10 protein-coding genes are annotated in these 13,601 nt (G+C 67.5%); 2 read left to right on the top strand and 8 right to left on the bottom strand.

What is annotated here, in order from left to right:
* Positions 1-1,479 (top strand): hypothetical protein (locus ACXJKH_RS06280; RefSeq protein ID WP_457318720.1); only part of this gene is annotated, 1,479 nt, incomplete at its 5' end.
* Between the two features lie 274 nt (positions 1,480-1,753).
* Here ACXJKH_RS06280 and lpdA read toward each other — a convergent pair.
* From lpdA to ACXJKH_RS06300, 4 genes are read right to left on the bottom strand one after another with little or no spacing between them, the layout of a single operon-like run.
* Positions 1,754-3,160, bottom strand: a complete 1,407-nt coding sequence (gene lpdA / locus ACXJKH_RS06285; protein WP_457318722.1) for a dihydrolipoyl dehydrogenase — start codon at positions 3,158-3,160, stop codon at positions 1,754-1,756.
* 3 nt (positions 3,161-3,163) lie between these two features.
* On the bottom strand, positions 3,164-4,507 hold the full coding sequence (locus ACXJKH_RS06290; RefSeq protein ID WP_457318723.1) for a dihydrolipoamide acetyltransferase family protein: 1,344 nt from the start codon (positions 4,505-4,507) through the stop codon (positions 3,164-3,166).
* A gap of 3 nt (positions 4,508-4,510) precedes the next feature.
* On the bottom strand, positions 4,511-5,554 hold the full coding sequence (locus ACXJKH_RS06295) for an alpha-ketoacid dehydrogenase subunit beta (RefSeq protein WP_070427218.1): 1,044 nt from the start codon (positions 5,552-5,554) through the stop codon (positions 4,511-4,513).
* A gap of 4 nt (positions 5,555-5,558) precedes the next feature.
* Positions 5,559-6,809, bottom strand: a complete 1,251-nt coding sequence (locus ACXJKH_RS06300; protein ID WP_457318725.1) for a thiamine pyrophosphate-dependent enzyme — start codon at positions 6,807-6,809, stop codon at positions 5,559-5,561.
* A gap of 260 nt (positions 6,810-7,069) precedes the next feature.
* On the opposite strand from ACXJKH_RS06300, the gene ACXJKH_RS06305 reads away from it, so the two are divergent.
* Entirely contained in the window at positions 7,070-7,981 is a 912-nt protein-coding gene (locus ACXJKH_RS06305) for a LysR family transcriptional regulator (protein WP_457318727.1), read from the top strand.
* Here ACXJKH_RS06305 and ACXJKH_RS06310 read toward each other — a convergent pair.
* The 4 genes from ACXJKH_RS06310 to ACXJKH_RS06325 all read right to left on the bottom strand — a co-directional run bounded on the left by ACXJKH_RS06310 (position 7,951) and on the right by ACXJKH_RS06325 (position 13,457).
* Positions 7,951-9,147 carry a YkvI family membrane protein gene (locus ACXJKH_RS06310; protein WP_457318729.1) on the bottom strand — a complete coding sequence of 399 codons (1,197 nt, stop codon included), beginning with the start codon at positions 9,145-9,147 and terminating at the stop codon, positions 7,951-7,953. The two genes, ACXJKH_RS06305 and ACXJKH_RS06310, sit on opposite strands and share 31 nt — an antisense overlap.
* Positions 9,144-10,148 carry a class A beta-lactamase gene (gene bla / locus ACXJKH_RS06315; protein ID WP_457318731.1) on the bottom strand — a complete coding sequence of 335 codons (1,005 nt, stop codon included), beginning with the start codon at positions 10,146-10,148 and terminating at the stop codon, positions 9,144-9,146. Before bla ends, ACXJKH_RS06310 begins: the two co-directional genes overlap by 4 nt.
* Entirely contained in the window at positions 10,145-11,188 is a 1,044-nt protein-coding gene (locus ACXJKH_RS06320; RefSeq protein ID WP_457318732.1) for a DUF1611 domain-containing protein, read from the bottom strand. Before ACXJKH_RS06320 ends, bla begins: the two co-directional genes overlap by 4 nt.
* 73 nt (positions 11,189-11,261) lie before the next feature.
* Positions 11,262-13,457, bottom strand: a complete 2,196-nt coding sequence (locus tag ACXJKH_RS06325) for a TonB-dependent receptor (protein ID WP_457318734.1) — start codon at positions 13,455-13,457, stop codon at positions 11,262-11,264.
* Positions 13,458-13,601 lie beyond the last annotated feature (144 nt).

Here is a 13,601-nt window from a genome sequence, read left to right on the forward strand (position 1 = left end):
ATCTACAGCGATCTGCCGGGCGGCTGGATGATCGGCGTGCCGATGTGGTCGGGCTGGTGCGTGCTGGCGTTTGGACTGCTCGTCCTTGTCGTGGTCGCGCGCCGTACCACGTTCAAGCAGGGCGGTTGGCGGGGCGTGGTCGGTGGTGTGGCGTGGTGGCCGCTGGCATTGCTGTCGGTTGCCCTGGCGGTGCGGGTGTCGTACCGGTTGCTGGGCGGTGGCGATGCCAGCCTGGTGAACAACCGCGACCTGCTGGCGGCATTCTCGACGCTGGCGGCGGGCGAGGGACTGTTGGCCATCGGCGTGGTGCTGGCGTTGGGTGCACTGACGCTGTGCAAGGCCGGGCGTAAACCGTTTGCCGTGCTGGCCCTGCTGGTGGGGGCCTGTGCCTCGCTGCGCGGCGGCGTGGATGTCATTGGGCTGGTGCTGGGTGTGCTGGTCGCGCTGCTGGCGTGGACCAGCGCCGGTAGCGCGGTACGCGGCGAAAGCGTGCGGCTGGGTGCACTGGGCCTTGCCTGGCTCATCGGCGCCATCGTGCAGGTGCTGGCGCCCGAGCTGGCGCCGCTGCTGCTGTGGCCGTTGCTGGCACTGGCTGCAGTCGCTTGGCTGCTGCCCGCGCAGGTGCCGCTGCAGATCGCCCGTGTGATCGTGGCGGCGGTGATCACCGCGTTCGCATTGGCGCATGTCTTCCACTTTGCGCTGCAGCTGTTCGAGGCGATCGGGTTCGGCACGCCGGAGGTACTTGCGTTGCCGTTCGCGTGGCTGGCCGCGCTGTTGCTGCCGTGGGTGCGTTTGGCTCACGGAAGCGGGCGCCTGCTTGCCGGTGCTGCGATCGCCACGCTGCTGGTGGCCGCTGGTGTACTCACTGCTGCGTCGTTTACCCGCTCCGACCCAGAGCGCTATCCGGAATTGTCGCAGGTGATCTTCGTGGCCGATCCGGAAAACAAGCAGTACCACCGGGTCAGCGTGCTACCGGGGGTGTTGGACTGGAGCCGGAACGCCTTGGGTGCAGGGCAGGGTGAAACGGTGCATGTTTCGGTCCCGGCGCTGGACCTGACCGACGCCATGGCGACGCCCGCGGAGGCAATTGCGATGGCCGAGCCGGTGCGCTTTGAGACGTCGCACGATGCCGAGACCGGCCAAGCGGTGCTGCGCATCCTGGCACCGGCGGGCACCCGCGATCTGCGGGTACGGCTGAAGAGCAGCGTGGTGGTGCCCAAGGTGCAGTTGCAGGGCGAGGATGCGCCGCTACTGGATGAGGCCGAGCGTTGGTCGCGGTTGCGTTGGCAGGCGCCGGGGCCGCAGGGAATCGAGCTGCGCTGGCCGGCAAACAGCGGCCCGGTCGAGGTGCAGGTGGCGGCCGGGATCGATGGCTGGCCGGGTGATGCGGCGCCATTGCCGGCGCGGCCGGCGCATGTCGTGCCGTGGGGCACGTCGGATATGACCTGGGTGTTGGGGACGACGCGGGTGGTGGAATAGATCCAGCAGGATGCGTCCGAGCGTGGCGCTGACCCACCGTGGGTTGGAGCTGCTTTTGGCGATAAACAAACGGCCCGCACTGCGGGCCGTTTGTTTGGGTGCCTGCCAAGGCATCGGAGCCAAGGCATCGGAGCCAAGGCATCGGAGCCAAGGCATCGGAGCCAAGGCATCGGAGCCAAGGCATCGGAGCCAAGGCATCGGAGCCAAAGCGTCCGGGCCAAAGCGTCCGAGCATGGCTCGGACCTACCGGACCTTCCGGACCTACCGGACCTGCCTAGATATGCAGCGCATGCCCCAACGCACGCAGCGCCGCCTCCTGCACAGCCTCACCCAACGTCGGGTGCGGGTGGATCGTGCCGGCGATATCTTCCAGCGTGGCGCCCATCTCAATCGACTGCACGAAAGCAATCGACAGTTCCGAGACCTGCACGCCCACGGCCTGCCAGCCGAGGATGCGGTGGTCGCTGCTGCGCGCGACAACGCGCACGAAGCCATCGGTGGATTCCAGCGACATCGCACGGCCATTGGCGGCGAACGGGAACAGCGCGACCTTGGTCTCGATGCCCTGTGCCTTGGCTTCGTCCGGTGACAGCCCGACCACCACGATTTCCGGATCGGTGAAGCACACCGCCGGAATCGCGGCCGGCACGAAGTGGCGCTTCTTGCCGCTGACGATCTCGGCCACCAGTTCGCCCTGTGCCATCGCCCGGTGCGCGAGCATCGGCTCACCGGCGACATCGCCGATCGCCCACACGTTGCGCATCGAGGTCTTGCACTGGTCGTCGATCTTGACCGCCTTGCCGGCCAGATCCAGCTGCAGCGATTCGAGATTGAAGCCGTCGGTCTTCGGGCGACGGCCGACCGCGACCAGGATCTGGTCGGCGTCCAGCGCGATTTCGTTACCGTCCTTGTCGCGCACGCGCAGCTGGCCGTTGTCGGCCAGGCCAAGCACGCTGTGGCCGGTCAGCAGCTTCACGCCGGACTTCTCCAGGTGCGTGGCCACTGGCTTGGTCAGCTCGGCGTCGTAGGCCGGCAGGATGCGCTCCTGGGCCTCGACTACGGTGACCTCGCAGCCGAGCTTGCGATACACCGTGCCCAGCTCCAGACCGATGTAACCGCCTCCGACGACGATCAGCTGCTTGGGCAGCGAGGTCGGCGAGAGGGCTTCGGTGGAGGAGATGACCTTGCCACCGAACGGCAGGAACGGCAGTTCCACCGGCACCGAACCGGTGGCCAGCAGCAGGTGCTCGCAGGTGATGCGCAGCGTGCCGCCGTCTTCCGCGGCACCGGCGATCTCGACGGTCTTGCCGTCGACGATCGTGGCCCAGCCCTTGATCAGCTGCGCGCCGTTCTTCTTCAGCAGTGCACTGACGCCACCGGTCAGCTTCTTGACGATGCCGGCCTTCCACGCCACGGTCTTGGCCAGGTCCAGCGACGGGGCCTGCACGCTGATGCCCAGCGGCGAGGTGCCTTCCGCATACGCGGTGACCTTGGCGAACTCCTCGGCGGCATGGATCAGCGCCTTGGAGGGAATGCAGCCGATGTTGAGGCAGGTGCCACCCGGATTGACGCCCTCGACCACGATGGTCTTGACGCCGAGCTGGCCGGCGCGGATGCCGGCGATGTAACCGCCGGGACCGCCGCCGATGATCAGCAGCTGGGTTTGAAGGGTATTGGACATCGCTTACTCCACGAACAGCAGGGCCGGGGTTTCCAGGCGCGTACGGATCGCCTGCACGAACTCGGCCGCATCCATGCCATCGACGATGCGATGGTCGAACGAGGACGACAGATTCATCAGCTTGCGCGCCACSACCTGGCCCTCGCGGAACATCGGGCGTTCGATGATGCGGTTGACGCCGACGATCGCCACTTCCGGATGGTTGATGATCGGGGTCGAGACCACACCGCCCACCGCACCGAGGCTGCTGATGGTGATGGTCGAGCCGGACAGCTCCTCACGGGTGGCCTTGCCCACGCGCACCGCGTTGGCCAGGCGCGCGATCTCGGTGGCGGTCTGCCACAGATCCAGCGACTCGGCATGCGCGACCACCGGCACCGACAGGCCGACCTCGCTCTGGGTCGCGATGCCCAGCTGCACGCCCTCATAGCGGGTCACGATGTTGGCCTGATCGTCATAGCGGGCGTTCATCTGCGGGAAGTCGCGTGCGGCCAGCACCACGGCGCGTGCCAGCAGCGGCAGCAGGGTCAGCTTGCCGCGCTCCTTGGCCCAGCGCTCGTTGAGCTTGGCGCGCAGGGCTTCCACTTCCGTGACGTCGATTTCTTCCACATAGGTGATGTGCGGAATGGTCGTCCAGGACTGCTGCATCTTCTGCGCGATCTTGCGGCGCAGGCCCATGATCGGCACCTGCTGCTCGCCGGTACGGCGCGCGTAGCTGCTGCCACCGGCACTGCCGCCGACCGGCTGCGCCTTGCCACCGGCGGCGGCGTAGGCGTCCAGATCGGCCTGCAGGATGCGACCGCCCGCGCCGGTGGCCGGCACGTAGCGCAGCTCGATCCCCAAGTCCCACGCGCGCCGGCGCACGGCCGGCGAGGCCAGCGGGGCTTCACCGGCGTTGAGTACGCCATTGGTGACCGCGCCGCGCGCGTCCTGCTTGGCGGCAGGGGTGGGTGCGGATGCGGCGGCGGCCTTGGCGGGCGCCGCTGCCGGTGCAGCCTCGGCGGCGGCCGCAGGTGCAGCGGCCGGTGCGGCCGCCTTGGGCGCGGCAACCGGTTCGGCAGGCGCCGCGGCGGCCGGTGCACTGGTGGCGCTGGCATTTCCGGCACCGTCCACTTCCAGGCGGATCAGCTCGCTGCCGACGGCCATCATCTGGCCGGGCTTGCCACCCAGCGAGACGACGGTGCCTGACACGGGCGAGGGGATCTCGACCATGGCCTTGTCGGTCATGACCTCGGCCACGACCTGGTCTTCGGCGACCGGGCCACCGACCTCGACCTTCCAGGTGATCAGTTCGACTTCGGCGATACCTTCACCGATGTCCGGCATCTTGATGACGTGATGTCCCATGGTTCAGTCCTCCAGCACGCGCTGCATTGCATCGATGACCCGGGACGGACCCGGGAAGTAGTCCCATTCCTGCGCGTGCGGATACGGGGTGTCCCAACCGGTAACGCGTTCCACCGGCGCCTGCAGGTGGTAGAAGCAATGCTCCTGCACCAGGGCGACCAGCTCGGCGCCGAAGCCGCAGGTGCGCGTGGCTTCGTGCAGCACGATGCAGCGGCCGGTCTTTTTGACCGAATTGACGATGGCGTCCAGGTCCAGCGGCCACAGGCTGCGTAGGTCGATCACTTCGGCATCGATCCCGGCATCTTCGGCGGCGGCCTTGGCTACCCACACGGTGGTGCCGTAGGTGATGATCGTCAGTGCCTTGCCTTCGCGGGCGATGGCGGCCTTGTCCAGCGGCACGTTGTAGTAGCCCTCCGGCACCAGGTTGTCCGGGTACTTGGACCACGCGGTGACCGGGCGGTCGTGGTGACCGTCGAACGGGCCGTTGTACAGGCGCTTGGGCTCCAGGAAGATCACCGGATCGTCGTTCTCGATCGAGGCGATCAGCAGGCCCTTGGCGTCGTACGGGTTGGACGGCATGACCGTGCGCAGGCCGGTGGCGTGGGCGAAGATCGCCTCCGGGCTCTGGCTGTGGGTCTGGCCACCGTAGATGCCACCGCCGCACGGGGTACGGAACACCAGCGAGGAGGTGAAGCTGCCGCCGGAGCGATAGCGCATGCGCGCCGCTTCGGAGACGATCTGGTCGTAGGCCGGGTAGATGTAATCGGCGAACTGGATCTCGGCGACCGGGCGCAGGCCGTAGGCGGCCATGCCGATCGCCGCGCCGGCGATGCCGTTCTCGGAGATCGGCGCATCGAACACGCGCTGCTTGCCGTACTTGGTCTGCAGGCCATCGGTGCAGCGGAACACGCCGCCGAAGTAGCCCACGTCCTGGCCGAAGACCACCACGTTGTCGTCGCGTTCCAGCATCACGTCCATCGCCGAGCGCAGCGCCTGGATCATGGTCATCGGCGTGCCGCCGGTGTTGTTCTGTTCAATCCCGCTCATGTGTTCAGACTCCCAACTGCTGACGCTGGCGACGGAGGTGTTCGGGCATGTCCTTGTAGACGTCTTCGAACATGAGGGCCGCGCCGGGACGGTTGTCGCTGCCGAGCAACCCGTGGGTCTCGGCTTCCTTGAGGGCACGCAGGACCTCGGCATCGAGTTCGGTGCGCACTTCGTCGTGCTGCTGATCGCTCCACAGGCCGCGCTTGATCAGGTGCTGCTTCAGGCGGTCGATCGGATCGCCGAGCGGGAAGTGCTGGGCATCGTCGGCCGGGCGGTACTTGGACGGATCATCCGAGGTCGAATGCGGGCCGGCGCGGTAGGTCACCCACTCGATCAGGGTCGGGCCGAGATTGCTGCGGGCGCGTTCGGCGGCCCAGCGCGAGGCCGCGTACACGGCCAGCAGATCGTTGCCGTCCACACGCAGCGACGGAATGCCGTAGCCCACGCCGCGCGCGGCAAAGGTGGTGTTCTCACCGCCGGCGATGGCCTGGAAGGTGGAGATCGCCCACTGGTTGTTGACCACGTTGAGCACGACCGGGGCGCGGTACACGTGGGCGAAGGTCAGCGCGGCGTGGAAATCGCCTTCGGCGGTCGCCCCATCGCCCACCCATGCGGTGGCGATGCGGGTGTCGCCCTTGATCGCCGAGGCCATCGCCCAGCCCACCGCCTGGATGTACTGGGTGGTCAGGTTGCCCGAGATCGAGAAGAAGCCGTAGTCCTTGTACGAGTACATGATCGGCAGCTGGCGGCCTTTCAGCGGGTCGGCCGCGTTGGACAGCACCTGGCAGATCATGTCGACCAGCGAGACGTCCTTGGTGACCAGGATGCCCTGCTGGCGATAGGTCGGGAACTGCATGTCGTCATCGCGCAGCGCCAGGGTCTGGCCGACCGCGATCGCTTCTTCACCCAGGCACTGGATGTAGAACGAGGTCTTCTTCTGGCGCTGGGCGATCAGCATGCGCGCGTCGTAGGCGCGGGTCTTGAGCATGGCGTGCATCGCACGCAGCAGCACCGCGTCGTCGATGTCGGCGGCCCACGGACCCACGGCGTCGCCGTTGTCGTCCAGCACGCGGATCAGCTGGCCGGTCAGCGGTGCGGTCTGGCTGGCGCTCACGTCCACGGGCGGCTTGTCGACCGCGCCGGCGGGGCTCAGCTTCAGATAGGAAAAGTCGGTGGCCTGGCCGGGGCGGGCGCTGGGCTCGGGCACGTGCAGACGCAACGGCGCGCTGGTGGCGGGAATCTGGGGTGATGACATGTCAGGGGCCTCGMTGGGCTTGGGTCATGGAGCTACAGGCTTACCGCAGGCGGGGGGCAACGGTAATGGCGATGTTGACGCGCCGGCATCCCGGGGGATCCCGTCGCGAAGCGGGTAAGGACCAGCGCTTTCAAGGCGGCTGGGGCCATGGCGCATTGCACCCGGTGTGAAGTCTAGAGGCACGGCGGCATATCGTAAATTTGTTTAATAGCGTATGAGGTATTGTTTATTCAGATATCTCCATGCTACGGGAGCGGTGCATGCAAATCCCAGCCAACCTGACCCTGCGCCAGATGCGCTATTTCGCCGAGGCGGCGGAGCTGGGACAGTTCTCGCAGGCCGCGCGCAAGCTGCACGTCTCCCAGTCGGTGATCACCACCGCCGTTGCCCAGCTGGAGGCCGCGCTGGGGCTGAAACTGTTCGATCGCCTGCCGCACGGGGTCGGCCTGACCGCCGAGGGCCACCGTTTCCACCAGCACGTCCGGCACATCCTGGACACCCTGCAGGACGCCCTGAGCGAGCCGATGTTCCTGGCCAACACGCTGCCGGGCCGGGTCAGGATCGGCGCTTCCTACACCGTGCTCGGCTATTTCCTGCCGAGCCTGCTGGCGCGCTTCAAACGCTCCTATCCGCAGGTGGAGGTCGAGCTGGTGGAMATGGACCGGGCGACGATCGAGCAGGGCGTCAGCAGCGGCGAGCTCGATTTCGGCTTGTGCATCATCTCCAACATGGCCGAGCCGTACGTACTGCGTCGGCAGGTGCTGATCCGGTCGCGCCGCCAACTGTGGCTGGCCGAGTCGCACCCGCTGCTGCAGTTGCCGGTGATCAGTCCGGCTGACGTCGCGCCGTATCCCTACATCATGCTGACGGTCGACGAGGGGCAGGAGTCGGCGATGCGCTACTGGCGTTCGGTCGGGCGCGCGCCCAACGTGGCTTTCCGCACCTCGTCGCTGGAAGCGCTGCGCGGCATGGTCGCCTACGGGTTCGGGGTGAGCATCCTGTCGGACATGGTCTATCGGCCGTGGTCGCTGGAGGGGCGCCGGATCGACGTGCGCACCTTGACCGATGCAGTGCCGCCGATGGACGTCGGCCTGGTCTGGCGCCCGGACGAGGACCTGTCCGCGCCGGCACGCGCGCTGCATCAGTTCCTGGTCTTTGCCTGTGGCGGGTAAGTGCCGAGGGCATCCGTCATGGCAGGGCGCGGGCAGGGCGGTTCCGCCCCCGGCGGCGTGAAGGCCCGCCCGCGACGTGACCAGAGCTGCCACGCCGAGTACGCCAGCAACGGCACCACATAGGTGGCCAGGATGGCGTAGGCCAGCAGCCGGTAGCCCTTGGCGATCAGTGCCACCAGGCCGATCCCGTCGGCAAGGAAAACGGCTGCCAGCAGGATCGCGGCGATGATCGCCACGCGCACGCCGCGTCCGGGCGCGGCGCCGGTGCGTTCTTTCCAGTTGACGCCGATGCGGCCGTCCACCGAGGCCATCAGCGTGACCCCGGTTTCCACCAGGGCGACCATGATCATCAGGCGGAACAGCCACTGGAACCACGGCAGGCCGAGCTGGCCGAGCATGAGGTCGGAAGGCAGCGGCGCGTCGGCGATGTCCGGCAGGAACGCGATCATGCAGACGTAGAACACGATCGCCGGCAGGATCGCCAACGGGCCGGCCAGGGCGCCGGCAATCACCGCGTCGCGACGGCACAGCAGGTGGCGCACGACCAGCAGGATCGAGACCGCCGCGAACACGTTATAGCCGGCGTAGGTCACCCCGTTGAGCACCCAGCCCGGGCCGAGGTCCGGGGTGTTGGACAACTGCGCCAGGGTGCCGTGGCCGAAGCGGGACAGGATCAGGCACGCGGCGATGGCATACACCACGTACATGAAGGCCGACATCAGCTTGAACATGCGTTCGACGGCGTTGGTGCCGGCCTGCACCACGCCGGTGATGATCGCCACCAGCAGCAGCGTGCCGACGATCCGTGGCCAACCGAACATGGTCGTGGCCAGTTCGCCGGCGGCCGCGCCGAACACGGCCAGTACCACCACGATGAGCGCCAGATAGGCGATTTCGAAGGTCCACCAACCACGCCCCAGCAGATGCCGGAAGAAGGTGCGGTAGTCGTTGGCACCGATCGCCCGTGCCAGCAGGAACGTCAGGATGCAGATCACGCTCCAGATCAGYATCGACAACACCATCGCGGCCAGGCCGCCCCACGGGCCCGAGGGCRGGAAGAACTCCGCCAGCTCACGGCCGGTGGCGTACCCGCCGCCGATCACGGCGGATTTGAACGCCAGGCCGGGCAACAGATAACGCTGGAACCGGCTGGCGGCGGCGGTCACTTGCCGGCGGCCGTGGGCTGCAGCAGGTAGAAATCGCGCACGGTGCGGGCGATCTCGGCGATCACCCGCTCACGTTCGCTGCGCGGTGCGTTGCTGGCCTTGACGAACACCGAGATGGCGAACCGGCTGCCGTCGGGCAGGGTGACCACGCCGACGTCGTTGACGGTGCCGGCGACGGTACCGCTCTTGTCGGCCACCTTGGTGCCCGGCGGCAGGCTGCCGCGCAGGCGTGCGCTGCAGGTCCGGCAACGCTCCATGATCTGCACCAGCACCTCGGTGCTGGCCGGGCTGAGTGCCTTGCCGGTGAACAGCTGGGTCAGCAGGGTCGACATCGCACGCGGCGTGGAGGTGTCGCGCGGATCCTTGTCGAAGGCCTCGCTGCCGGACTTGGTGCGCTTGACGACCTCCGGGTCGAGGGTCAGTTCCGCGACGCGTTCCTTGGTCAGCGGGGCATCGCCGAGGCCAAAGATATCGCTGAGCAGCTGCCGGGTGTTGCGATCCAGACGCTGGCCGTTGATGCCGTGCGCGCGCAGCCAGGCGGTGACCGCGGCCGGTCCGCCGGCCTGGGCCACCAATACGTCGGTGGCGGTGTTGTCGCTCTGGGTCAACATCACTTCGAGCAGGTTGTGCACCGACAGGCTCACGCCGTCGTGGATGAAGCGGTCGGCGATCACTTCCGAATCGACGTAGAAGGATTTCGGCACCGGCACCATCGTGGTCAGCGCCAGTTCGCCGGCATCCACCTTGCTCAGGATCACGGCGGCGACGGCGACCTTGAACGTGCTGGCCATCGGGAAGCCTTCATCGGGATTCAGATGCACCTGCTCGCCCTTGCCATCCAGGCGCCATGCCGAGACACCGACCTTGCCGTCGATCAATGTGGCCAGGCGTGCGACTTCGGTTTCCACCGGACGGGTCCGGCTGGCGCTGAAGGCGGCGAGCGGGCTCAGGCCCAGCACGGCCGCGACGCACAAGCTCAAGGTACGGGATGTCATCTTCATGCGATGCAGGCCTCCAGCAAACGGTTGAACGTTCCATCTTGCCGCATCGGGTCAGCCGCGGGCAGACCGAGACGCGCGCTGACCTCCGCACAGGCAGCCGATGCCGCAGCCTCGGTCATGCCGTGGGTGTTGAGACTGACGCCGACACAGCGGATGTCAGGGTTGGTGCGGCGCCCCAGTTGCACGGTCAATGCGATCACCTCTTCGATGGAGGGCAGTGGATAGTCCGGATAACCGAGCACGTGCTTGCGCCCCGGCTGGTGGCAGACCACGAACACATCCGGTTGGCTGCCGTGCAGCAGGCCGAGGCTGACACCGGCGTAGGCGGGGTGGAACAGCGAGCCCTGGCCTTCGATCACATCCCAGTGATCGTCGGCCGCATCCGGGCTGAGCAGCTCGGCGGCGCCTGCCGAGAAATCGGCGACCACCGCGTCCATCGGAATGCCGCTGCCGGCGATCAGGATGCCGGTCTGGCCGCTGGCGCGGAAGTCGGCCGCTACGCCGAGCCCGCGCAGGCCGCGCGCCAGGGCCAGTGCGGTGTACTTCTTGCCCAGCGCGCAGTCCGTGCCGACGGTGAGCACGCGCTTGCCGGTGCGCTTGCGCCCGTTGCCGACCGGAATGCCGCGTGGCGGGATGCGCACGTTGATCAGCGCACGTCCGTGGCCGTCGGCGACGGCGGCCAGCTCCGGAATGTCACCGAGCTTCTGGTGCATGCCGCTCACCAGGTCCAGGCCCTGTTCAAGCGCGTCGACCAGCGCGGGCAGCCACTGCGGCGGAATTACCCCACCGCCGTTGGCGACGCCGATCACCATCGCACGCGCACCGGCGGCGCGCGCCTGCGCCGGCGTCATGCTCGGCAGGCCGGTGGTGATCGGGCAGCCCGGCAGGCTCCATTCGGCAACACACACTTCCGGCGCCCAGTCGTGCAGGCCGATCGCGGTCTTGGCGAAGCCCGCCTCAGTGATATCGCCCAGGAACAGCAGGTACGGTTGGGGGAGGGCGGCAAGTGCCTGAACGGCTGCGGTGGGCGTCGAGCTCATGGGGATCCGGGGTAGTGGGGGAGGGAGGCGGTCACGGGACGGGATAAGGCGTCGCCGGGCGCGCAGGTGGCACTCAGTAGCGATAGTCGATCGACATGCCGATGGTGCGCGGCTGCAACGGCACGCCGGTCACCGCGACGTAGCGGTTGAGTGCATCGCGCACCGCGCCGGTCGACACATAGGCACGCTCGTCGGCGGCATTGCGCGCGTACAGACGCACGGTCCAGGTCATGTTGGTCAGTTCGGCATGCAGGTCCAGGGCGTTGTAGCTGTCGATCTCGTACGCGCCGGCCACGCGCGCGCCGGTGACGCGATAGCCGGCACCGACCCGGCCCTGCCACTGCGCGGTCACATCGAAATCGTAGTCGACGGTGGTCGACCAGCTCAGCCGCGGCGTCATCGGCATGCGGCTGCCGGCGACCAGGCCGCTGGAGGCCGGCACATCGCCGATCTTCGAATCGATGTAGGCCGCGTTGAGCCCGACCGTCAGGCGCTCGGCCGGACGCACCATGAAGCTCAGCTCCGCGCCCTGGCTGCGCGCGCTGCCAGCATTGCCCATCCAACTCAGGCCGTTCTCGGAAACGCGCACCTGGATGTCGTCCCAGTCGATCCGGAACAGGGCCAGATCGATCATCGCCCGACGGTCCCAGAAGTGCGACTTGAAGCCGAGTTCGAGGTTGTCCAGCGTGTCGGCCTTGGTCATGGGCACCACGCCGGAGGTCGACACGTTCGGTCCACCCGGGCGGTAGCCGGTGGCGTAGCGGRCGTAGAGCATCGCGTTTTCGTTGAAGTGCCAGCGCGAGGCGAGTTTCCAGGTGGTCACGCTGTCATCGGCGTCGTCGGCCAGGTCGATCGGTCGCGGACCGTACAGCAGCCCGACGCTGTGCTGTTCGAAATCCTGCTGGTTACGCGCATGCCGCACGCCGGCGGACACATCGAAACGCGGGCTGAATTTGTAGGTGACATCGGCGAAGATCGCCTGCTCGTCGTAGGTGCCGGGCAGGCTGGCGGTGCCGGGATTGAACGGCAGCGGTATCCCGTTGGCATCGTAGGCGCTGACCTGCTGGCGGTTGGCGTTCTTCTCACCGGTGAAGAAGGTGCCGAGCAACCATTCAAAGCGCGCGTTTTCCTTGGAATTCAGGCGGAATTCCTGGGTCCATTTGCGGGTGCCGAGGAAGACATCGAACTGCGCCTGTCCGGCCGGATACCGGGTCAGCAGCGGCCACGCCGCGCCATAGACCAGGGTGGAATCCTGCACTTCGTCCATGCGGGTTTCGGAGAAACTGGAAGCGGAGACGAAATCGACGTTGCCCAGATCCCAGTCGAGGATCGCCGAGTAGTAGTCGGTCTCCATCCGGTACGGCGTCGCGCGCTGGAGGATGCCTTCGAGCGGGCCGCGGATTGGCTCCAGCGTGGGATAGGTCAGGCCTACCGCGCTGGAGTTGTCGGCATCCACGATCTGCGACAGCGCCTGCACGCGCAGGTTGGCGGTGTCGCTGATGCGCCAAGTCAAGGCCAGGCGCGAGGCCAGCTGGTAGTAGCCGTTGCTGTCTTTGGCGTCATCGCCGGCCAGATCCGGCTGGTCGACATAGCCGGGCGTGCCCTGGCGCGACATGCTGGCGCGCAGGCCCAGCTTGCCTTCGACCAGCGGCACGTTGAACGAGGTGCGCACGCCCGTGCCGACGTCGCCGGCCTCCCGGGTGGCATTGACGTCCATGCCGGCGCGGAACTCGAGGCCATCCGGATCGGCGGCCTTGGTGATGTACTTGAACAGGCCGCCCATCGAGCTGGCGCCGTAGAGGGTGCCCTGCGGGCCGCGCAGCACTTCCACGCTTTGGATGTCGTAGGGCAGCAGATCCAGCGCGTAGGTGGTTGCGCGCTGCTTGTTGCTGCTCGTGCCGATCGGTGTGTCATCGATGTAGGTGCCGATGATCGAGCCACCGCCGAGCGGCGCCACGCCGCGCAACGCCATCGTGGTCTGGCCCGGCGCGCCGCCACTGTCCACCTGGAAGCCGGGGACGTAGGCGGCGAAGTCGTTCAAGCGGGTGGCGCCGAATGCTTCGAGGCGTTCTTCGCTGATCACGCTGACGCCGGCAGCCACCTCCATGACGTTCTCGCTGCGCTTCTGCGCGGTGGCCACTACGCGATCAAGCTCGACGACATCGGGCGTGCTGCGGCTGCCATCGGCGTTGGCGTCCTGGGCCATCGCCGAGGTGGCAAGGCCCATGCAGCACAGCGTGACGGTGGAGGCGAGGATCGAACGTTTCATCGGCTTGCGCATGTGCGGGCTCTCAGGCATCAGGAACGGGGTCAGGCAGAGAAAACGACGGCGATCCGGGACTGCGACAGCCGCGTGGCGTTGCATCGGGGAGTGCGGTGGACGCGCGCGGTGCCGCGGCAGCAGCGTGTCGGC

It is taken from the genome of Stenotrophomonas sp. P5_B8 (assembly GCF_054049855.1).